The 20,653-nt window shown below is 69.9% G+C and carries 18 protein-coding genes; 8 read left to right on the top strand and 10 right to left on the bottom strand.

Annotated elements, in window-relative coordinates:
- Window positions 1–75: 75 nt before the first annotated feature.
- The 7 genes from F4X11_17175 to F4X11_17205 all read left to right on the top strand — a co-directional run bounded on the left by F4X11_17175 (window position 76) and on the right by F4X11_17205 (window position 7,185).
- Window positions 76–954: a nucleotidyltransferase domain-containing protein gene (locus F4X11_17175; GenBank protein ID MYN66735.1), complete on the top strand. Its 879-nt coding sequence runs from the start codon at window positions 76–78 to the stop codon at window positions 952–954.
- A gap of 132 nt (window positions 955–1,086) precedes the next feature.
- Complete coding sequence (locus F4X11_17180; GenBank protein MYN66736.1) at window positions 1,087–1,374, top strand: hypothetical protein; 288 nt, start codon at window positions 1,087–1,089, stop codon at window positions 1,372–1,374.
- A gap of 21 nt (window positions 1,375–1,395) precedes the next feature.
- On the top strand, window positions 1,396–1,620 hold the full coding sequence (locus tag F4X11_17185; protein ID MYN66737.1) for a hypothetical protein: 225 nt from the start codon (window positions 1,396–1,398) through the stop codon (window positions 1,618–1,620).
- A gap of 144 nt (window positions 1,621–1,764) precedes the next feature.
- Complete coding sequence (locus tag F4X11_17190) at window positions 1,765–3,324, top strand: hypothetical protein (protein MYN66738.1); 1,560 nt, start codon at window positions 1,765–1,767, stop codon at window positions 3,322–3,324.
- A gap of 174 nt (window positions 3,325–3,498) precedes the next feature.
- Complete coding sequence (locus F4X11_17195; GenBank protein ID MYN66739.1) at window positions 3,499–5,607, top strand: 3-hydroxyacyl-CoA dehydrogenase; 2,109 nt, start codon at window positions 3,499–3,501, stop codon at window positions 5,605–5,607.
- Window positions 5,608–5,718: 111 nt separating this feature from the next.
- Window positions 5,719–6,780, top strand: a complete 1,062-nt coding sequence (locus F4X11_17200; GenBank protein ID MYN66740.1) for a hypothetical protein — start codon at window positions 5,719–5,721, stop codon at window positions 6,778–6,780.
- A 99-nt stretch (window positions 6,781–6,879) separates the two neighbouring features.
- A complete protein-coding gene (locus tag F4X11_17205; protein MYN66741.1) occupies window positions 6,880–7,185 on the top strand; it encodes a hypothetical protein in 306 nt (101 codons plus the stop codon).
- Between the two features lie 393 nt (window positions 7,186–7,578).
- On the opposite strand, the gene F4X11_17210 is transcribed toward F4X11_17205, so the two are convergent.
- Window positions 7,579–8,808, bottom strand: a complete 1,230-nt coding sequence (locus tag F4X11_17210; protein ID MYN66742.1) for an ATP-binding protein — start codon at window positions 8,806–8,808, stop codon at window positions 7,579–7,581.
- Between F4X11_17210 and larA the strand changes: the two genes are divergently transcribed.
- Window positions 8,807–10,075, top strand: coding sequence for a nickel-dependent lactate racemase (gene larA, locus F4X11_17215; GenBank protein MYN66743.1), 1,269 nt, complete (start codon window positions 8,807–8,809; stop codon window positions 10,073–10,075). The genes F4X11_17210 and larA overlap by 2 nt on opposite strands.
- A gap of 14 nt (window positions 10,076–10,089) precedes the next feature.
- On the opposite strand, the gene F4X11_17220 is transcribed toward larA, so the two are convergent.
- The 9 genes from F4X11_17220 to F4X11_17260 form a co-directional block, all read right to left on the bottom strand.
- Window positions 10,090–10,482, bottom strand: a complete 393-nt coding sequence (locus F4X11_17220; protein ID MYN66744.1) for a type II toxin-antitoxin system VapC family toxin — start codon at window positions 10,480–10,482, stop codon at window positions 10,090–10,092.
- A gap of 7 nt (window positions 10,483–10,489) precedes the next feature.
- A complete protein-coding gene (locus F4X11_17225) occupies window positions 10,490–10,795 on the bottom strand; it encodes a type II toxin-antitoxin system prevent-host-death family antitoxin (protein ID MYN66745.1) in 306 nt (101 codons plus the stop codon).
- A 123-nt stretch (window positions 10,796–10,918) separates the two neighbouring features.
- Entirely contained in the window at window positions 10,919–11,554 is a 636-nt protein-coding gene (locus F4X11_17230) for a DUF3667 domain-containing protein (GenBank protein MYN66746.1), read from the bottom strand.
- A 9-nt stretch (window positions 11,555–11,563) separates the two neighbouring features.
- Entirely contained in the window at window positions 11,564–11,878 is a 315-nt protein-coding gene (locus tag F4X11_17235; protein MYN66747.1) for a hypothetical protein, read from the bottom strand.
- A gap of 59 nt (window positions 11,879–11,937) precedes the next feature.
- Window positions 11,938–13,716, bottom strand: coding sequence for a PQQ-binding-like beta-propeller repeat protein (locus tag F4X11_17240; GenBank protein ID MYN66748.1), 1,779 nt, complete (start codon window positions 13,714–13,716; stop codon window positions 11,938–11,940).
- Window positions 13,716–15,215, bottom strand: a complete 1,500-nt coding sequence (locus F4X11_17245) for a hypothetical protein (GenBank protein ID MYN66749.1) — start codon at window positions 15,213–15,215, stop codon at window positions 13,716–13,718. Before F4X11_17245 ends, F4X11_17240 begins: the two co-directional genes overlap by 1 nt.
- A gap of 84 nt (window positions 15,216–15,299) precedes the next feature.
- Window positions 15,300–16,658 carry a DUF1552 domain-containing protein gene (locus F4X11_17250; GenBank protein ID MYN66750.1) on the bottom strand — a complete coding sequence of 453 codons (1,359 nt, stop codon included), beginning with the start codon at window positions 16,656–16,658 and terminating at the stop codon, window positions 15,300–15,302.
- 54 nt (window positions 16,659–16,712) lie between these two features.
- Window positions 16,713–19,232 carry a DUF1592 domain-containing protein gene (locus F4X11_17255; protein ID MYN66751.1) on the bottom strand — a complete coding sequence of 840 codons (2,520 nt, stop codon included), beginning with the start codon at window positions 19,230–19,232 and terminating at the stop codon, window positions 16,713–16,715.
- A 133-nt stretch (window positions 19,233–19,365) separates the two neighbouring features.
- Window positions 19,366–20,580: a hypothetical protein gene (locus tag F4X11_17260; GenBank protein MYN66752.1), complete on the bottom strand. Its 1,215-nt coding sequence runs from the start codon at window positions 20,578–20,580 to the stop codon at window positions 19,366–19,368.
- Window positions 20,581–20,653: the final 73 nt, after the last annotated feature.

The raw sequence follows: 20,653 nt of genomic DNA on the forward strand, positions 1-20,653 counted from the left end.
CTGGACCGTGATCGTTGTAGGCTGGTCTTGATCAGCGCTTTCAGTTCCACGCCGGAGCCGCAGGCGGAACCGGGAATGCACGGCGCCGACATGGCAAGAGATAACAGCCTCACGGACAGCGCCCGACTGTGCAAGCTGGCCGAACGGATCGGCGCGGCGATGGACGCCGGGATGGTCGTGCTGTTCGGCTCGCGCGCCACGGGAACCGCGCGCCACGACAGCGACGTGGACATCGCCATCATCGACGCGCGCAAAGCGGACAGCGAGAGCGGATGCCGGGTGCTGGCCGGCGCCGGGGCGGACGAGCCTCCGATCGACAGCGGCCATCTTGCTTCCCGGGACTTCACGGACTGCTTCGCCAGCACGCGCGGACTGCACCGCAGTGTATGGAACGACGGGTTGATCCTGTACAGCCGGGAACGCGGCATCGAGAGCCCGCCGCCGCGCCTGCGCGACAGGCTGCAGGTGAACCGATTCGACAAGACGACCGAAATGGGATGGCAGAAACTGACGGCGGCGGAAGAAGCGCGGCGCGCGATCGAAAAGGCCGACGAGCAGCGAAGCAACGCACGGGCGATGCCGGGCACGGCAAGCGAGACCGGGTACATGATGCTCATGGCCCAGTCGCTGGAACAGGCCATCAAGGCCGTTCTGCACGCCAGCGGCCAACGGGTGCGGCCCGGACACCATCTGCAGGAATACGCCGAGAGGACTGAGAGACTCGGCGAACGGATAACCGACGGGATCGATCACCGCGAGCTCAAGCTGATCTCCGAAGCGGGGAACCAGGGGCGATACGGCAACTGGGAACACGAAGGCCACGTGCCCCGCGAGCGGGCGCAGGCCATCGTCGACATCGTGTACGAGCGCTGTGCAAGTCGGATAGCGGACCTCGTGGGCGACCGAATGCAGAGATCGAGCGAAGCTCCGGGTCCTTCAGGCAGAAGAGAGTGAATTCACCCTGCCTCTTCGCTCCGGACCTGCTCGACAACTTCATGTCGGTGGACCAACCTGCCCACAGCAAGGCGGCGCCGATCAGTGAACGCGCCGTGTGCTAGAGTGAAGCGCATCCAGCCGGGAGGCCGCATGCACGACGCTTCCGTCATTCTCGATCCGACCGACGAACGCGAACCGATCGGCCGGCAGCTCGCGGCGCGCGCCGGCGGCCTGTCCGGCACTGTCGGAATCGTCGACATCTCGAAGCCGCGCGGCGACGTCTTCTGCGACGAGCTCGAGGCGTTGCTGCGGGACCGGCAACCCGGCCTCGACGTCATCCGCCTGCGGAAGCCGACCTTCACGCGGCCGGCCCCGACCGATCTGCGCGAGGAGGTGGCCGAGCGCTGCAAGGCGGTGATTCAGGCCCTCGCCGATTGAGGGTCCTGCACGTCGTGCAGTGTGCACGACCTGGTCGACTACGAGGCGCAGGGCATCCCCACGGTGATGGTGGCGTCCACCGAGTTCGTCGAGGCCGCCGAGCGGCAGTCGGTTGCGCTCGGCATGCCGGATGTGGCGGACCGTGCGGTCTATGTGCCGCATCCCATCCAGGACGCGACGGACGACGAGATGCGCGCCAAGGCGCGCGCGGCGTACGACGCCATCGTCGAGGCGATCACGCACTAACCGACGCAGTTCCGGACCTTCGTCGCGTGGTGTCGGGCGTCCGGCCCGTGGAGCGCGCCGCGGCATCTTGGACGCGGGAGCCGGAGTTCGTGGGTGCCGTGAGCGGTCCGCCGTCCGCTTTCCGAGCCCCGACGGTCGAATTCCATGGACACCGTCGCCGTCGCGGTCATCGTCCTCTACCTGATCGCCGCCACCGCCATCGGCAGCCTGATGGCGCGGCGGACCACCACGTCCACCGGCTGGGCGGTGGCCGGGGGCGGGATGTCGACGGTGCTGGTGGCGGTGGGCATCGCCGGCACGCGCATCGGCGGCGCCGGTACCTACGGCGTGGCCGGCGACGTCATCAGCGGCGGGGTCTGGAACTTCTGGTGGTACGGCATCAGCACGTTCCTGGCGCTGTCGCTCGTCGGCCTCTTCTTCGCCGTCTACTACCGCCGGTTGCGGTTGCAGACCGTCGGCGAGATCTTCACGCTCCGGTGGGGGAACCGGCGTTGCCAGTGGCTGACCAGCCTCTGCGTCCAGACCGAGTACGTCATCGTCAACCTGATCGAGGCCTACGTGATCGGCGTCATCGTCAGCACCCTGACCCCGCTGTCGATGTTCTCGGGCGTCATGGTGTCGGCCGCCATCTTCGCCACCTACGTCTCGCTCGGGGGGTTGTGGGGGACGGCGATCACCAACCTGATCCATTGCGTGGTGGTGCTCGTCGGGCTGGGAGCGGTCGGTCTGCTGGGCATCGACCAGCTCGGCGGCTGGAGCGAAGTCACGGCAGCCATCGGGGGGCACCTGTCGGCGGCGTCGCGCGACACGGCGGCCTGGTGGGGATTTACGGGCGCCGGGTGGCTGCCGGTGTTCGCGATGATCTTCTCGGCGGCGATACACACACCCGCCGCCTCGGTCTACACCAACTACGCGGCGGCGGCGCGGAACGAGCGGCACATCGCTCCGGCTTTCGTCGCGGCTGGAATCATCGCCGCGGGGATGCCGATGCTCGCCGGGCTCATCGCCATCCTCACCACGGCGCGCTACGGGATCGACACCGGGCTCTCCGGCTACCGCAACCTGACCACGCTCGCCTCGGAGATCAGTCCGGTGGTCGGCGGCGTCGCTCTGGCCGCGGTGCTCGCCGCGGTCATCTCCTCCGGCGGTCCGATCCTGTTGTCGAGCGCCACGATGTTCGTCCGCGACTGGCTGCCGTTCACCCGCCGCTACGACTCGGCGCGCAGGCTCCGGGCCTACCAGGTGACCACTGTCGTCTACGCCATCGTCGCCGCCCTGGCCGCGTGGGTGGTGGCCACCCGGACCACCATCTCCATCCTCGATCTGCTGCTGTTCGGCTTCGCGATGGTGGTGCCGCCGGCGATTGCCGTCGGCTACGTCATCTACTGGCCGCGCACCACCGAGCGGGGCGCGTACTGGGGCATGGCGGTCGGCTACGGCGCGGGTCTGGTCTGGTTCGCGCTCATCAAGCTGGCTCTGACGGTCGGGTTCAGCGCGCCGGAGGACGCTTCGGCCCTGCACCGGCTGCTCGTCTACTGCCTCACGGTGGACGGAGAGGGAATCGATCCGTCGTACGTCACGACCTTCGTTCCGCTGGTGGCGATACCGCTGGTCTCGCGCCTGACGATCGACACCTCGGGGGATCGCGAGAAGTTCTACGCGATGCTGGACGGCTCGCGGCCGGTCGACCGGGGAAGGGTATAGACCGCTGCCCCTGTTGGACATGCGGTAGCCGGCGTGGCGGCCTCAGTGGTTGGAGTCGATGAGGAACACTTCGCTCTCCTCTCCGCGGCCAGCCGCGTCGTCCGCAGACGCGGCATGAGCGGAGACTTATAATCGCTCGCGTCGCACCCGGTTTCGTTCCAGGAGAGGTCACGCATGCCCGGTTCGGTCACGTTCGAACGCCACGACGACGTCGCGCTGCTGCGGCTGACGAATCCCCCCGTCAACGGCCTGAGCTTCGCCATGCGCGCCGCGCTGGGTGAGCGCGTGGCCCAGGCGCTGGCCGACGAAGCCGTCAAGGCGATTGTCATCGCCGGGGCCGACCGCATGTTCTGCGGCGGGGCCGACATCCGGGAGTTCAGCGCGCCGCCGCCGCCCGGAGCGGCACACCTGCCCGCGATCCTGGACGAGATCGAGGCCTCGCCGAAACCCGTCGTCGCCGCCATCCACGGCGTGGCGGCCGGAGGCGGCATGGAGGTGGCGCTGGCGTGCCACGTGCGGCTCGCCGCGCCCGGCACGCGGCTCGGGCTTCCGGAGGTGACGCTCGGCATCCTGCCCGGCGCGGGAGGCACGCAGCGCATGCCGCGGCTCATCGGTGTGGAGAAGGCGCTGGAGGTGATCGTCGGCGGCAAGCTCCATCCGGTGGAGAAGGCAGCGGCCCTGGGCTTCGTCGACGAGTGCGTCGAGGGCGACCTGGTGGCGACGGCGATCGCCCGGGCTCGTCAGCTCGCAGCCGACGGCACGCCGCTACGGCGGGCGTCGAAGCTCACGGAGCATCTGGAGGCGGCGCGCGGCCGCCCCGGGATCTTCGACGACTTCCGCAAGAAGATGGCGAAGCGCGCTCGCGGCTTCGACGCGCCGTACGCCTGCGTCGACTGCGTCGAGACGACGCTGACGATGCCCTACGCCGAGGCGCTGAAGAACGAGCGGGTCGTGTTCCACCGGCTACGCGAATCGGACCAGTCGGCGGCGCAGCGGCACGCCTTCTTCGCCGAGCGCGAAGTGGCCAAGATCCCGGATGTGCCGAAAGACACCCCGGCCCGGCCGATTGCGTCGGCGGGAGTCGTCGGCTGCGGCACGATGGGCGGCGGGATCGCGATGAGCATCGCCAACGCGGGCCTGCCGGTGACGGTTCTCGAATCGTCGCCCGAGGCGCTCGACCGCGGCATGGCCATCATCCGGAAGAACTACGCGGCGACCGTTTCGAAGGGGCGGCTGTCGCAGACGCAGATGGACGCGCGGCTGGCGCGCATCACCCCGACGCTGGACGACGCCGCCCTGGGCGCCGCGGACGTCGTGATCGAGGCGGTGTTCGAGGAGCTGCCGCTGAAGAAGGAGGTCTTCGCCCGGCTCGACCGCGTGTGCAAGCCGGAGGCGATCCTGGCCACCAACACCTCGACCCTCGACGTCGACGCCATCGCCGCCGCCACGTCGCGGCCGGCGCAGGTCGTCGGCACCCACTTCTTCAGCCCGGCGAACGTCATGAAGCTGATGGAGAACGTGCGCGGCGCCCGGACGTCGCCCGAGACCATCGCCACCGTCATGAAGCTGTCGAAGAAGCTGGGCAAGGTGGGCGTGCTGGTCGGTGTCTGCGACGGCTTCGTCGGCAACCGGATGCTCTACGCCTACCGCCGGCAAGCGGACTTCCTGCTGGAGGAAGGCGCGCTGCCGGAGCAGATCGATCGGGTCATCTATGACTTCGGCCTGCCGATGGGGCCCTACCAGATGGCGGATCTCGCCGGTCTGGACGTGAGCTGGCGGGTGCGCAAGGCGCAGGCGCCGACCCGGCCGGCGCACCTGCGCTACTCGCCGATCGCCGACCGCATCTGCGAGCAGGGTCGCTACGGGCAGAAGACCGGCGCCGGCTGGTACCGGTACGAAGCGGGGAGCCGCGTCCCCATTCCCGACCCGGCCATCCACGATCTCATTGCCGGGGTGTCCGCGGAGTTCGGCATCGAGCGCCGCGCGATCGGCGACGACGAGATCGTCCCGCGGTGCCTCTATCCGCTCGTCAACGAGGGCGCGAAGATCCTGGACGAGGGACTCGCGCTGCGCGCCAGTGACATAGACATCATCTGGATGCATGGCTACGGCTTCCCGCGCTACCGCGGCGGTCCGATGTTCTGGGCCGACCTGGTGGGGCTGCGGACCGTCTACGACGCGATGAGCCGGCTCCACGACGAGCACGGCGAGTGGCTCGAGCCGGCGCCGTTGCTGAAACGCCTCGCGGAGCAGGGCAAGGGGTTCAAGGACGTCGGGAAGTGACGGCCAGGGCCGCGGGGTCCGGACGGACGGCGGCCTGCGCGCAGGGACATGGCGATGTCTGATTCCGGAACCGTTGCCGAGCGCGCGGAACGCGCCGCCGCGGCCGGCGGGATCGCGGATCTGATCGAGTACTACTTCGAGCAGGGCTGGACGGACGGCCTGCCGGTGGTGCCGCCGACGCCCGAGTCGGTGGCGGCCATGGTGGATGCCTTGGGGGGCGACGCGGCCCATCTCGAAACCCGCGTCCCGCCGCGCTGGGGCAACCTCACCCGCGAGGTGCTCGCCATCAATCTGGTGCTTGCCGGCTGCCGGCCCGACTACGCGCCGGTGGTGCGGGCCGCGCTGTTGGCACTCACGAGCAGCCCCTTCAACCTCCACGGCGTGCAGGCGACCACCCACATGGCCGCCCCGCTGGTCGTGGTGAACGGGCCGATCCGACAGGAGATCGGACTGAACGCGGGCCCCAACGTGTTCGGATCCGGCTTCCGGGCCAACGCCACCATCGGTCGCGCCATCCGTCTCGTGCTGCTCAATGTGGGCGGCGGCTGGCCGGGCGACCTCGACAAGAGCACGCTGGGACATCCCGGCAAGTACACCTTCTGCATCGCCGAGAACGAGGAGGCGAGTCCCTGGGCGCCGTACCACGTCGAGCACGGTTACCGGCCCGAGGACAGCACGGTCTTCTGCATCGCCGCCGAGGGGCCGCATAGCGTCACCAACCACGTGGCGAACGACCCGGAAGGCATCCTCGACAGCATCGCGTCGGCGATGAGCACCATCGCCCACAACAACGCCGTCAGCAGCGGCTCGTGCGCCGTCGTCATCGGGCCGGAGCATGCCGCGACGATTGCCGCGAAGCAGTGGACGCGCCAGGACGTGCGGCGCTACCTTTGGTCGGCGACAACCAATACGTTCGACGACATCAGCTTCGGGGGGCGCTACGGGAAGATTTACAACCGCAACCTGCCCCGCTGGTACAGGCGGGAGCCGGGGGCGCGCATTCCCATCGTGCCGTCCGCGGACGACATCCACCTGTTCGTGGCCGGCGGCGACGCCGGCCGCTTCTCGGCGTTCTTGCCGGGATGGGGGCACATGACGTCGCCCGTGCTGCGGGCGATCGACGGTCGGCCGCCGGGGACGGGGGAGTGCGTCGACGGGACGTGTGCGCTCTGAGGGAGGACGTCTTGGCCGCTCACGTCATGCAGGTGAGGCAGGCAGGTGAGGAAGCGCTTCAAGACCACTGACGGCATGGATTCGACTCGGGAGTGACAGATGGCTAGAGAACGCCTGCCGGACGGACGCATCGTCTACGACCCGCGCGGGACGGTGACCGCGGAGCCGCGCGAGCTGGCGGCCCGCCTGGAGATGCTCGACGGCGTTCGGCTAGGCGTGCTGGACAACACCAAGTGGAACGCGTCGAAGCTGTTGCGCCGCGTCGTCGCCGGCCTGGAGACTGGACTGACGTTCGCTCAGGTGAACTTCTACGACAAGGAGAGCTTCTCCCGGCCGGCGCAGCCGGACCTACTCGACGTGATCGCGGCGGAGAACGATGCGGTGATCACCGCGATAGGCGATTGAGGGTCGTGCACGTCGTGCAGTCTGCACGACGCGGTCGGCCTTGAGGAGCGGGGCGTTCCGACGGCGGTCATCGTGACCGACGCGTTCCTCCATGAAGCCGACGTGCAGCGAACGGCGCTCGGCGCGGAGCGCCTCGATCCGGTAGTCATCACCCATCCGCTCAGCACGCTGACCGACGAGGAGATCGCCGGGCGCGCCGCCGAGGCGGCGGCCGGCGTCAGGCGGACCCTCGTCGCGTGAGGCCGCCGGGCGATCCCCGGCGCTGGACCTGCGGCCGAATCGCGGCTGTCAAGAGAGTCCTCGCCAGCGTCCATGTGTGCCTTCGTGTCGCCGGATGCGGGCGCCGGGTGATCCGCCGCGCGTGGGGGGGCAGCGGTTTCGACGTCTTCCTCGTTACGCCGACCGTGTGACGGGAGCGTGCTCCCGCACGTAGTCCATCAGGCTCGGGATTCCCGGTTCCCAGACCGGTTTCGCCTCCGGCCGCCACACGTACCCCACGTTGCGCAACAGGTCCTTCGCCGTCGTCGAGTCGGCCTCCGGCACGGCTGCCAAGCCGCGGCGAATTGCCGTCTCGAGTTGCACGTCGTCCAGCAGAGGACGTGTGTCGAAGGCCTCCGCCACGGACCGCGCCACGGGCAGCAGGCGCAACGTCTCGAGCTCTTCGTAGCGATCGAGGTAGTAGTCGTCCTTCTCCCGGTTCACGGCGGTCTGCACGGCGGTGGCCGCCGCCAGCGTGATGCGCCTTTCTTCGGCCACGCCCGGTGGAGCGGCACGCGGTGGAGTGGCACCCGCCGCCCGGCGCCACACCGCCTGCCCCCAGAGTTGCACGAAATACGGGTAGCCGTGGCTGTCGCGGACGATGTGCGCAAGGGCGTCGTCGTCGATGTCGATGTCGTCGCTTCGCAACGGATTCCGCACCGCCGCCGCGGTCGCCGGTCCGTCCAGCCGGCCGATGGGACGCCGGTCGGCCCGGTTCCAGAACGTCGCGTCCATCGCATTCAGGTGGGCGCGCAGGTTCGGGGTGCCGGCCAGCACGAGCAGGAACGGCAACCTTCTGCCCACCTGCTGGCCGGCATTCAGCAGCGCGCGGCCGACGGCGACGTCCAGCGTGTGCGCCTCGTCGATCAGCAGAAGCAGCGGCGCTTTCCGCACACGTGCCGCCAAGGCTTCGTCCAGCGGCGGTGGGTCGCGCCGCCCCGGCCGCCACGTGATCCCCTGCACGGACACCTGCCCCGGCGCGAAACGCCGCCACCAGGATGCGGGCAGGAGACGCTCGACGAGCTTCGTCTCGTCAGGCATGCCGGCCGGCGTGAGCGACAGAACGTCGACGCCGGCGTAGGCGGCGGCTTCCTGCTGCAGCCAGACGAGCAGGGCGGTCTTGCCGTTGCCGCGCGGTCCGTGCAGCACGAGATCGCGCGACGGAGCCAGGCCGTCGCGCAGATCGCCGAGGAGCGCCCGGCAGAGCGCCTGCACGGACGCTCGTCCTGCCAGGTACGGCGGCAGTCCACCCGCGCCCGGTCGAAACGGCCCCTGCCGGCTCCGCGTCACCATCGGCGTCACGCTCCACGCACCCGTACTCGCCCCCCGCAGTGCGGCCGAGCGGGCACGATATGATTCTGCCATGAACGTCGATCTGGCCTACGGCCGCGGCCGCCTGTCGGTCGAGTTTCCGGATGACCGCACCACGGTCCTGGAGCCGTCCTACGTCGGCGGCCTGCCGGACGAGCAGTCGGCCATTCGCCATGCCTTGCGGATGCCGCTGGGGACGCCGCCGCTCGCGTCGCTCGTGAAGGCCGAGCAGAGTGTCGCCATCTCGGTCTGCGACATCACCCGGCCGATGCCCAGCGACACGCTGCTGCCGGTGCTGCTCGACGAGCTGGCCCATGTGCCCGACGAGCGGATCGCCATCCTGATCGCCACCGGCACGCACCGGCCCAACGATCGCGGCGAGCTGATCGAGATGCTCGGGCAGCCGATCGTCGACCGCTATCCCATCGTCAACCACAGCGCGTTCGACGAGGACGGTCTGGTGCACCTGGGCGAGGTGGAGCCGCGGGTGCCGGTCTGGCTGAACCGGCACTGGGTCGAGGCCGACTTTCGCATCACGACCGGGTTCGTCGAGCCGCACTTCTTCGCCGGGTTCAGCGGCGGGCCGAAGCTGGTGGCGCCGGGGCTGGCCGGGTTCAGGACAACGATGCGGCTGCACGACGCCGAGATGATCGGCAGCCCGAACGCGCGGTGGGGCGTCATCGAAGGGAACCCCATTCAGGAAGCCATACGCCGCATCGCCTCCCACGTCGGCGTCCACTTCAGCGTCGACGTCGCGATCAACCGCGACCGGCGGATCACCAGCGTCGCGGCGGGGGAGATCTTCGCCGTGCACCGGACGATAGCGGCGCGCGTCAAGCAGAGCGCCATGCAGGCGTTCGACGCGCCGTTCGATGTCGTCGTCACGACCAACAGCGGCTACCCGCTCGACCAGAACCTCTACCAGAGTGTGAAAGGCATGTCGGCGGCGGCGCAGGTGGTCAGGCAGGGCGGGGCCATCGTCTGCGCCGCGGAGTGCGCCGACGGGCTGCCGTCACACGGCGAGTACGGCGACATCTTGCGGGCCCGCGAGACGCCGGAGGCGCTGCTCGAGATGATTTGCGCGCCGGGCCACAACCGGCACGACCAGTGGGAAGTGCAGGTCCAGGCGCAGATCCAGCAGCGCGCCGAGGTGTTCCTGAAGACCGACGGCCTCGCGCACGACGAGGTCCGCGCGGCGCACCTGACGCCCATCGACGACGTCGCGGAGACGACGCGCGAGCAGCTCGACCGGGCCGGTCCGGCGGCGCGGGTCTGCGTCCTGCCCGAGGGGCCGCAGACGATTCCTTATCTGGCCGGGTGAGTTCCGAGGCGCGTTCATTGCGGCGCCGCAACCGCGAGACCTGCCCCCGCGGCGGCGTCAAGGAGCCGCTGGTCGTAGGTGACCACGGCTTCGAGTCCCTCCAACGAGAGAGCTGTCGCGAGATGAACCGCGTCGAGGCTTCGCAGCCGTTCCGGCTGCAGGTGTGCGGCGGCACGCAGGACCGGCTCGTCGATGGCCAGCAGCGCGATGCCCTCCAGAACCTGTTCCGCCCGGTGCCACGTAGCCGGTTCCGAGGCGTGTGCCCGACGCAACGCACGGAACACTTCGACGCGAACGAGTCCGCTGGCGACGCGATCGTAGCGGACCGCCAGGTACCGCCGGAGGGCCTGCGACTCGAGCTCGGGGACGACGAGTTTGACGATAGCGCAGGAATCCAGATAGACCACCACACGCTCAGATTCGGTCGTCGCGGTCGGCGATCAACGCCTCGCTCACGGCGTTCGAAGCCTTGCCCGCAGGTGGTTCCAGATCCAGCAGGTCGCCCTTCGGCGCGGTCGCTCGTCCTTGCGCGATTAGCTTTTCAAGAGGAGACTCGTTGCCTGCGAGAGGCACGAGCAGGGCAACGGGCCGGCCGCGGTCGGTGACTTCGAACCGCTCGCCGCGGTGGATGCGTCGCAGATAGACGCTCAGGTTCTGTCGCAGTGCGCGAATGCCGACTCTGGACGTAGCCGCATTGGCTTCAGGCACAATGAAGCACATTGTAGCACATTGGGTGGCTGCTCGAAGGGGTCGGCGCACGGTTTTCCGGGGCGATCCTTCCGGTCACCGGCAGCCACAATCAACCCGGATCGATTCGGACATGACGCCGAACCGGGAGGTGAATCAGGACGGCGGGATCAGCGCGACGATCCGCACAGGCGCGCCGGTACCGCCCGCTATCTTCATCGGCAGCGCGGCGAGCAGGAATCCGGTTGGCGGCAAGCCGGACAGGTCTGCGACGTTCTCCAGGTTGGGCACGCCGGCCGCGGCGCCCATCTGGTGTGCAATGAAGTCCGTCGACTGGCCGTGGTCGATGCTGGCAGTGTCGATGCCGAGCAGCCCGGCGCGGCGCTCGGCGACGAGCAGGCGAGTCGCTTCCTCGCCGATCCCAGGGAAGTGCAGGTTATCGGTCTCGCCGGGCGTGTCGTCGCCGAGATAGGTGAGCGCGTAGAGCCGTAGTGGCGCCACGGAACGTGCGCCGCGGCCTTCCCAGTAGTCGACGGTCAGCAATCCGGGATGGAGGAACAGCGTGATGAGCGTCCGCCAGACGCGCGAGTCGAACGAGAAGAGGCCGTCGAGCGTCTCCCGGACGAACTCCGTGATGGGGGTGTGAAGGCTGCTGGCTCTCTGGCCGCATGACGGACAGGAGCTCTCGACTCCGTCGGAGCCGCAACTGGGACAAGCCACAATCTCCGTTGGCCCGCCCTCCAATGCCGACTCGACACTACGTACGACGGCATCCTCGCCGACCGTCTTCACGGCAGGCGACTATGGCATGGGAAGGGCCGCGATGCCCGCTCCGAGCGACACGACGCCGACGATCATCGCCAGCGTCATCCAGTGAGAGGCGCCCAGCCGTGCGGCGACCCAGGCGCCGACGAACGACTGACCCAGATGGGCCGCGAACACCAGAATCCAGGCGACCCCCGGCAGGTCCTGTATCGCATCCCGCATCTGCGCCGTATCGGTGAGGTCGACGCCGTCGGGAAGAGGAAAGAGGACGGTGTTGAGCTGGACGAGCGCGAGATTGACGATCATCCCGGCGACGAGTCCCGCGATCACGGCGCCGACGTTTCGGAGCACGGCGACCTCCCGGCAGTAGGGGTGAACGCGCAGGCGAGGGCAGAAGGCTATCGCCGTGATCAAGGCAACGCGAAGACGAAGATGTTGTTGCCGCTGCTCGGCCGCAACTCCGGGGTCATCGCGCTCCAGCGGGAAGCGTTGCCGCCGGTGCCGGTACCGGCCACCACGTATTGCCGGCCGTCGACCGCGTAGATCACGGGGAACCCGCTGACCGGCGAGCCGAGGTTTACCTCCCAGAGCACCTCGCCGGTCTCGTCGTCGAGGGCGCGGAAGCGGCCGTTGACATCGCCCACGAAGACGAGGCCCCCGGCCGTGGCAGCGAGCGACATCGTCGCGGCTCGCTGCTCCCAGGTCCAGGCGGTGACGCCGGTCTCGGCCGAGATGGCCCACACGGCGCCGAGCTGGTCGGTGCCGGGGGCGAGCTCGTTGCGCATGCTCAGGCTGTAGAGCGACCGGCCGCCGTCGTCGAGCGCCGCCATTCGCGCGCAGGCGTTGCGCAGCGGCATGTACATCATGTTGGTGCGCGGGCTGTAGGCCCCGGCCTCCCAATCCTTGCCGCCCATCGCGGTGGGGCAGGTGAGGACTTCCTGTCCGAAGCCGCCGAAGATGAGCTCCGGATTCTCGGAGACCGCGCCGGTCGCGCCGTCGATGCTGCTGATGACGTTCTGCGCCACGGTGGGCGTCGCCCACAGGAACTCGCCGGTGGCGCGGTCGAGGGTGTAGACCACGCCGGTCTTGCCGGGGATGCCCGTCATCACGCGGCGCTCCTCGCCCTGTTGCAGGCGAGGATTGATCCAGCTCACCGCGGCCGGATCCGGGCGAACCACCGTGTCGACGAGCAGCCGCTCGAACGGATGGTCGAGGTCCCAGTGGTCGTTGAGGTGCTGGTAGTACCAGACAATCTCACCGGTGTCGGCGTCGAGGGCGAGTGTCGAGTTGTGGTACAGGTGCCGGTTGTCGGCGCCCCCCACCATGAACTTCGGGGCTGGCGAGGTCACCGACGTGCCGATGAAGAGGAGGTTCAGCTCCGGGTCGTAGCTCGGGGCCATCCACGTGCCGACGTGGCGCCGCTCCGCGTCGGGCAGCCCGCCCCACGTCTCGTCGCCGGGCTCGCCGGGCCGCGGGATGGTGCGCCGGCGCCACAGCTCCTCGCCGGTGTGCGGGTCGTGCGCGGTGATAACGCAGGCGTCCGGTCCGGCCGCGGGCATGCAGCTCCGCCCGGAGATGACCTTCCCGTTGGCGATGATCGGTCCGGTGCTCTGGTTCGCCGGGTGCGTCCGGTAGTCGAGGACCGGCGTCTCCCACACGAGCTCGCCGGTCTTGGCGTCGAGGGCGAACACGAACTCGTCGACGCTGGTGTCGATGATCAGGTCGTCGTAGATGGCGAGGTTGCGGTTCGTCGTGCACACCCCGGGCATGATGCGCTCGCAGGCGTCGTCGGGCAGCGGACGCTGGTACTCCCAGATCAGATCCCCGGTCGCCGCGTCGATGGCCTGGATGACGTCGCTCGGATTCGGCATGTAGAGAATGCCGTCGTAGACCAGCGGCGTGCCCTGCTGCCGCCCGCCGGCGCGCAGGGCGCGGGACCAGACCAGGCGCAGGTCGCCGACGTTGTCCCGGTCCACCTGGTCGAGGGGGCTGTAGCCCCAGCCGTCCAGGGTGCGGCGCCACATCGGCCAGTCGCCGGGCGCCGGCGCCTGCAGCATCGCGTCGGTGACGGGGACGAACTCCGACTCGGCCGGGGACTGGGCGAGCAGTGCCGGTCGCGCAACCGCGCAGGCGGCGAGGATCATCGCCGCGGGCAGGAAGACGCGTCGTGGACGAGGCTGCGCAGGCATCAACGTTTCGCCCCGTGCTCGACGAGGAAGGCGGCCACTTCGTCGAACCCGTTGACCCGGGCGGCGCTGACCGCCGTCCGCCCGCGCGCGTTCGCCGCGTCGACGTCGACGCCCAGCGCGACCGCCACCCGGACGGCTTCCAGCGCGGCCGCCTCGGCCGCGGTGCGATCCGGTCCCCCGCCGAGCTCGGTCGCCTCCCCGACTCGCGCACGGTGTTCCACGGCCCAGAGCGGGTCGCGTCCGCCGAGTCCGACCGCCGCCATCAGGGCGGTCGTCTCGCCTTCCTCGACCCACATCCGGCCGGCGGCCGTGCCCCGGTCGCGGGTCCAGTACTGCGGGTCGTGCGTGGCGTGGGGATCGGCGCCGTGGCGGGCCAGCAGGCGCATGATCCCGGCCTCCCGGTGGCGCGCCGCCAGCCAGAGCGCCGGCGCCCCGACGTACCAGGGCGGGAAGAAGAAATCCGCGCTGTCACGGGTGTAGCGCGTCGAGGCCGACACCCGGGCATTCGGGTCCGCTCCGGCCGCGAGAAGCGCCTGGGCCAGGTCCGGATCGCGCTGCAGAATCGCCGCGTGCAGCGGCGCGTAGCCGCCGCCGGCCGCATTCGGATCCGCGCCGTGTTCGAGCAGCAACGCGCCGACGGCTCCGTTGCCGCTGAGCGCGGCCACCGCCAGGGCGCTGGCCCCGTCGGGCGTCGTCCCGTTCACGTCGGCGCCCGCCGCCGCGAGCAGCCGCGCCGAGGCGAGGTCGCCCACCCGGGCCGCGAACAGCAGCGGGGTGAAGCCGCCGCTCTGCACCTCGGTGATGTAGCACTCGTCCCGGGGCACGCACTGGAGGCCGTAGTTCGCGTACGTCGAGACGGTCTTGACGGTCTCGGTGAACGTGGTCGAGCGCGCGTGAACGTCGGCGCCATGGGCCAGGAGCACCTCGACGACCGCGGGATGCTTCTGCGCGACCGCCCACATCAGGGCCGTCTGCGCGCCGTACGCTCCCGGCTCGGTGGCGGCGTCGACCTCGGCGCCCGCGGCCAGCAGCCGGCCGACGACGTCCGCATTGCCCGCTCGGGCCGCCGTCATGAGCGGCGTCTCCCCGAAGGGCAGCGGCGTGTTCGGGTCGGCGCCGGCCTCGAGCAGGGCCTCGACCATGGCCGAGCTGCCGTTCTCGCAGGCGGTCCAGAGCGCCGTCACCCCGAGGTCGTTGGCGGCGTCCACATCCGCCCCCGCACGAATCAGCAGCGCCGCGATCTCCCGATTGTCCCGGTAGCTCGCCCAGTGCAGCGCGGTGGAGCCGTCGCCCTGGCGGGCGTCGACGTCGGCCCCCGCCTGAAGCAGCGTCCGGACCGCGGCCCAATCGGCGCGCTTCGCCGCGTCGGCGAGCACCGTCTCCGGCGGCGCCGCGGCCGCGACACCGACCCCGACCAGGGCCAGCAGCAACGCGGAACGACAGACGCGCGCCACAGGCCTCCTGACGGCGCTTCTCTTCACGCCCGGCATCTTCGGCATCCTCCTGACTTGACGTCCGGCGCGGTCTGCATCGCTTCTGCCGCGCAAGACTACCGGAACGGCGGCGTACCGCCACCCCGCCCCTTACAGCTCCGTCAGCGTGTCGATCCCGTCGATCGGCAAGGGCCCGGTGCTGCCGCCGACACGATCCAGGGGGACGTCGAACTTGTCGAGCAGCGTGAGCAGGAGATTGGCGTGCGTGGTCCCCGCGCCGTACTGGAGATGCCGGCCGCCCTTCAGCCGCCCCGCACCCCCGCCGAGCACCAGGATCGGGACGTTGTTGCCCGCGTGGCGCGTGCTGTTGGACATGCACGTGCCGTACATGATCGTCATGTTGTCGAGGAGCGACCCGTCCTGGTCCGGCGTCGCTCGGAGCCGTTCCAGGTACTTCGCCGTCAGCGCCGCGTGATGCGTGTTGACCTTGGACATCTTGGCGATCTGCGCCGGGTCGTTGCCGTGGTGCGACAGCGGATGGTGCGGTTCGTCTACGCCCACCTCGGGATAGGTCCGCGTGCTCTGCTCCCGGCCCAGCATGAACGTGGCCACGCGGGTGGTATCGCTCTGCAGCGCCAGGAACTGGAGGTCGAACATCAACTCGACGTGCTCCTCGAACGTGGAGGGCACGCCCCGCGGCTCGTCGGCGAAGACCGGATGCACGTCGCTGCGGGATTCCGCCACCTCGATCCGTCTCTCGACGTCGCGGATGGCGGCGGCGTACTCGTCGACCTTGCGTCGGTCGTCCGTCCCGACCCGCCGCTCGACGTCCGCCAGCTTGTCCATCACCGAGTCCAGGATGCTGCGCTTCTCCCGCATGCGGGCGAGCCGCACGGCGGGGTCGGTCGAGCCGCTGTCGCCGAACAGCCGTTCGAACACGGCCCGCGGGTTGTTCTCCATCGGCAGCGGCATGGTGGGCGTGCGCCACGAGATCGTCTGCGTGTACGCGCAGCTCAGGCCGGACGTGCACTGTCCCGCGTTGGCCTCCTTGTCTATGGACAGCTCGAGGGAGGCGAGCGGCGTCGACGGGCCGAACTCGCGCGCGAGAATCTGGTCGATCGACGTGTCCGCCACCACGTCCGTTTCGGACGTCCCCCCGCGGCTCGTGCCGGTCAGGAACGAACCGGAAGCGCCGGCATGGACGTAGGTCCATGACGAGTTGAGACCCGAGAAGACGAGCATCCGGTCCCGGAACGGCGCGAAGGGCTGGAGAATCGGGGTGAGCTCGAAGCCGCTTCCCGCCGTCGCCGGCGACCAGTACTCCATGGCCATCCCGTTCGGCACGAATATCGCCTGAAAGCGATGAATCCGCTTGGCCGCGGCACGCGTCGACGCGGACACGCCGGGCGCCATGGCATCCAGGAACGGCAACGCCACGGTTGCGCCCACGCCGCGCAGGACCGTCCGGCGGGACAAGGGCTTCGCGGTGAAGATGTTGATGCCTCTCATGTCGGTCCTCTCGTCGGCTCGTGCTCCAATCACGCGAGGTGAATCCGTTTCCCGTCACTCCGCCGCCCGCCGGGTCAGGAACGCCGGGCTCTCGACGATCCCGAGAATGATGGATGACCAGCGGTGCCCGTCCGCCGCCGCGTTGCGGACGATGCGGCGTACCGTCGGCTGGTCGTAGTACTGCGGCTCGCGCCCGAGGGCGTAGGCCAGCAGCCGCCTGGTGAGCGTGCCCGCGAACTGCTCCGGCGCTTCGAGGAGCAGGGCTCGCAGTCCGGCGAGGCCCTCCGCCGTCACCCCGTTCGGCAGGGTGCCGGCGGCGTCGACCGCGCGTCCGTCGTCGGTGACGGAGCGCCACCGCCCGATGGCGTCGTAGTGCTCGAGCATGAAGCCCGGCGGATCGATGGTCCGGTGGCAGCTCGCGCACGCGGGATTGCGCCGATGCATCTCCAGCCGCTCGCGCATCGACGCCGGCGCGTCGTTCGCCCCCCGCTCCGGCAACGCGGGCACGTCGGGCGGAGGACCCGGCGGGGGCGTCCCGAAGATCGCTTCCAGAAGCCACCGTCCCCGCAGGACGGGCGAGGTGCGGTGCGGGTAGGAGGTCAGCGACAGCAGCGAACCGTGGCCCAGCAATCCGCCCCGCTGCTCCAAGTCCGGAAGCGTCACGCGCCGGAAGCGGCTCCCGTAGACGCCGGGGATGCCGTAGTGCCGGGCCAGCCGCTCGTTCACGTAGGTGTAGTTGGCGCCGAGCAGGTCCAGGACGCTCCGGTCTTCCTCGATGGTGCTGCCGATGAACAACGCCGTCTCCTGCCGGAACGCCTCCACCAGATCCTGGTCGAACTCGGGATAGACGGCGGGATCGGCCTTCACGTCGTCGAGGTTCCGCAGGTGCAGCCACTGCACCGCGAAGTTGCTCACCAGCGCCTCGCTGCGCGGATCGGCCAGCATGCGCCGCACCTGCCGGCGCAGCACCGCGGGATCCGTCAGCTCGCCGCGCTCGGCGACGTCGAGCAGCTCGTCGTCGGGAATGCTGCTCCACATGAAGAACGACAGGCGCGACGCGAGTTCCAGGCCGCCCAGCGGGTACGCCTGTCCCGGCGCCGCGCCCGGCGGCTCCTCGTGCACGCGCAGCAGGAAGTCGGGATCGACGAGCAGCCGTTCGAGCGCGAGCTGGATACCGCTGTCGAAGCGGCCCCCCGCTTTCGCCCGCCCGTCCCGGAAGAACTCCAGCAGCGTATCGACGTCCGGGTCCGCCGGGGGCCTGCGATAGGCGCGGCGGGCCAGCCTGGACAGGATCCGTTCGGCGCAGGCCTCCTCCTCCGTCACGGCGGCGGGATCGCACACGAAGATTCGCCGCCGGCTCGGTGTGTCCTCGGGAACGGCGCCCTCGTAGGGGCCCTCGATGGTCAGGGCCTGGACCTCCGCGTTCCCGTGGTACTTCTCGTCGTTCGACAGGACCGCTCCCTTCATCACGGGCTGCAGCGGACCCTCGGGCTCCCAGCGGTTGCGGACGAAAGAGACCCCGACGACGTGCGGTCCCGCATCGACCGGGGCGCGGACTTCCAGGTGGGCGGCCGACTCGCGGACGTACCGCTCCCACTCGGGGTCGCCCGCTTCGGCCGGCGACCAGGTCGTCGGAGCCGGCGTGCCCGGCGCCTCGCCCCCCACCGTGAAGCGCCGGACGAGCCGGCCGTCGATGCGGAGGTCCAGCAGGTTCCTTCTGCCCATGCCGCGGACGTAGTCCTGCCAGTTGGTCGTCAGCGCGATGCGGAAGATGTAGTTGCCGTCGGCCGGGAAGTGGTGCGTGGCGGAGAGGCCGCCGCGGGATCCGAGCGGCAGATCCTCGTTCCGCCGGTCCGCCTGGGTCAGCAGCACGGAGTTCTCGAAGCGCGCGAAATCGGGCGCCGTCGTGACACCGGTGGCCAGTCGCGAGATCTTCCGTGCCGCGGAGAGATACCGCTCCAGTTGCGCGGTCGATATGGAGAGGACCTCCGCGTTGTTGTCGAACCCGGTATCCGAGGTCTCGTCGCCGGGCAGCAGCGCCGCCGCGTCGATCTCCAGGGCGAGGAGGTCGCGAATCGCGTTGCCGTACTCGGTGCGGTTCAGGCGGTGCATCGAAGCGGTCCTGCCCGGATTCGGGTTCGCCGCGGCCGCCTGGTCGATGCGCGTCACGAGCCAGCTCGCGACGGCGCGCATCTCCTCCGCGCCGGGACGCGGGCGTCCCGCCGGCGGCATCGAGCCCGCCTCGAGTCTCGCGATCACGCGCTCCCACAGCGCCGCGTCGGCGCCAGGCCGCTCCGTGTCGGCCACGTCCAGTGCGAGACCCGTTTCGCGGAGCTGCGAATCCAGCACGGACGCGACCCCGCCCGCCGCGGTGACGCGGCGCTCGTTGTGGCAGGCGACGCAGTATCGATCCAGGAGGCGGCGCACCGATTCGGCGGACGCCGGCGGAGGCTGTGCGGCCGAGGCGGCCAGAAGGCGATGCGAAGAGCCGGGGGGCCAACCGGCCGCCATGGCCGCGGCAAGCGCTGCTGCTGCGACCGCGATCGACACGGATCCGGGCCGCGGTATCTTCATCGTCGCCCTCGCAGGCTTCTATTCTACTGGGACTTCCGGCCGCGTTCGGCCAGCAGGATGTTGATCCTATCGCGATTCCCGTTCTCGAAACGCCACCCGGAACGCCACACGCACGTCGCGGGCGCCGGCTGGGTCAGCGGCGAGGCCGCCGCTGGAGAACCCCCTCTCTGAGCAGTCGCGTCACCAGGGTCAGCTTCCCCTCGGCGTCCAGGCAGTCGGGCAGGTCCTCGACGGCGAACTCGTCGGCCGTCGTCGCGAACTGCAGCGCCGGCCACGCGCCCGCCGGAAGCCTGAGCTCGCGGCCGCAGTACCGGAGGAGGCACGTCTCCCCCTCCTGCACGGCTTCGGTCAGCAGTCCGACGCGGCGTCCCACCCGCGAGCCGGGCGCCAGCGGGTCCCCGCACAGCCGCTGGCCGAGCAGGTCGGTGAACAGCGGTACGTCGGTGGCCAGGACCTCGTCCGTGAAGCGGCGCCATACGACCTCCGGGTCGAACCGCGACTGCACGAGCGCCAGCTTCTCGCCGAACAGACGTTCCCGCTCCGCGGCGGGGAATCCCTCACGAGCGAAGTCGCGAGGGAGGTTCCGGCGCAGCGATTCCTCCCCGAGCGCCGCCGCGGTGACGCTCTCGACGAGGAACTCGGTCCATGTGAACGCGGTAAGCCCGAGCGTGACGTGGAGCGACGTCCGATCCGTCGACCGGGCCGAGTGCATCAGGCCGCGCGGCAAGTAGACGGCGCTGCCCGGGCGGAGCTCGAACTCGTCGCTGACGTCGCCGGGAGACGTGCCGGGTTCGAAGCGCTGGCCCTTGAGCGGCAAGCGTACCTTCGTGTCGTAGATCGACCAGCGCTTCGTGCCGCTGATCTGCAGTACGAAGACGTCGTGGGTGTCCCAGTGCGGAGCGAATCCCTGCGCGTCGGGCGGCGTGAGATACACGTTGGTCTGGACCCGCGACGAGAAGTGCCGCCCGAGCGCGACGCACAGCCGCGCCAGCGCCGGCACACGCGTATGGAGCTGGTTGAAGACGATGGTCGCGCCGTCGTCGAAGTGCCTCGCGACCTCCAGCGGCTGAACCCGGCCGGCGTCGTTCGCGTACTCGCGCGAAGCGACGTTGCCGTCGCCCCGGACCAGCTTGATGTCGCGGTGACCGGCGGCATGGGTGCCCAGCACGATGTCGAGGTCGGTTACCGAGAGCAGCTCGGCGTAGTACGCGGGCGCCTGACGCTGGACGTGAAGGAGCCGTTGCTCGTAGTAGTCGCGTTCGAACTCCGCGGTCGGCAGCGGATCGATGAGCCAGGCGTACCAGTCGCGGTCGACCGCCGGTCCCGGTTTGGAGTGGTCCGTCGTCATGTGATTGCTCCGGCGAATGCGACCGCTGGTGCTTCGCTCTCGCGCGCTGGTTCCGGGGGGTCGCGTTGCAGAT

It is taken from the genome of Acidobacteriota bacterium, from assembly GCA_009861545.1.
Classification (GTDB): domain Bacteria; phylum Acidobacteriota; class Vicinamibacteria; order Vicinamibacterales; family UBA8438; genus WTFV01.

Coding starts and splice junctions, on each gene's coding strand:
- F4X11_17260 (MYN66752.1), bottom strand. CDS start 20,580: ATGACGACGGACCACTCCAAACCGGGACCGGCGGTCGACCGCGACTGG.
- F4X11_17175 (MYN66735.1), top strand. CDS start 76: ATGCACGGCGCCGACATGGCAAGAGATAACAGCCTCACGGACAGCGCC.
- F4X11_17245 (MYN66749.1), bottom strand. CDS start 15,215: ATGCCGAAGATGCCGGGCGTGAAGAGAAGCGCCGTCAGGAGGCCTGTG.
- F4X11_17190 (MYN66738.1), top strand. CDS start 1,765: ATGGACACCGTCGCCGTCGCGGTCATCGTCCTCTACCTGATCGCCGCC.
- larA (MYN66743.1), top strand. CDS start 8,807: ATGAACGTCGATCTGGCCTACGGCCGCGGCCGCCTGTCGGTCGAGTTT.
- F4X11_17210 (MYN66742.1), bottom strand. CDS start 8,808: ATGGCAGAATCATATCGTGCCCGCTCGGCCGCACTGCGGGGGGCGAGT.
- F4X11_17255 (MYN66751.1), bottom strand. CDS start 19,232: ATGAAGATACCGCGGCCCGGATCCGTGTCGATCGCGGTCGCAGCAGCA.
- F4X11_17250 (MYN66750.1), bottom strand. CDS start 16,658: ATGAGAGGCATCAACATCTTCACCGCGAAGCCCTTGTCCCGCCGGACG.
- F4X11_17195 (MYN66739.1), top strand. CDS start 3,499: ATGCCCGGTTCGGTCACGTTCGAACGCCACGACGACGTCGCGCTGCTG.
- F4X11_17205 (MYN66741.1), top strand. CDS start 6,880: ATGGCTAGAGAACGCCTGCCGGACGGACGCATCGTCTACGACCCGCGC.
- F4X11_17240 (MYN66748.1), bottom strand. CDS start 13,716: ATGCCTGCGCAGCCTCGTCCACGACGCGTCTTCCTGCCCGCGGCGATG.
- F4X11_17180 (MYN66736.1), top strand. CDS start 1,087: ATGCACGACGCTTCCGTCATTCTCGATCCGACCGACGAACGCGAACCG.
- F4X11_17225 (MYN66745.1), bottom strand. CDS start 10,795: ATGTGCTTCATTGTGCCTGAAGCCAATGCGGCTACGTCCAGAGTCGGC.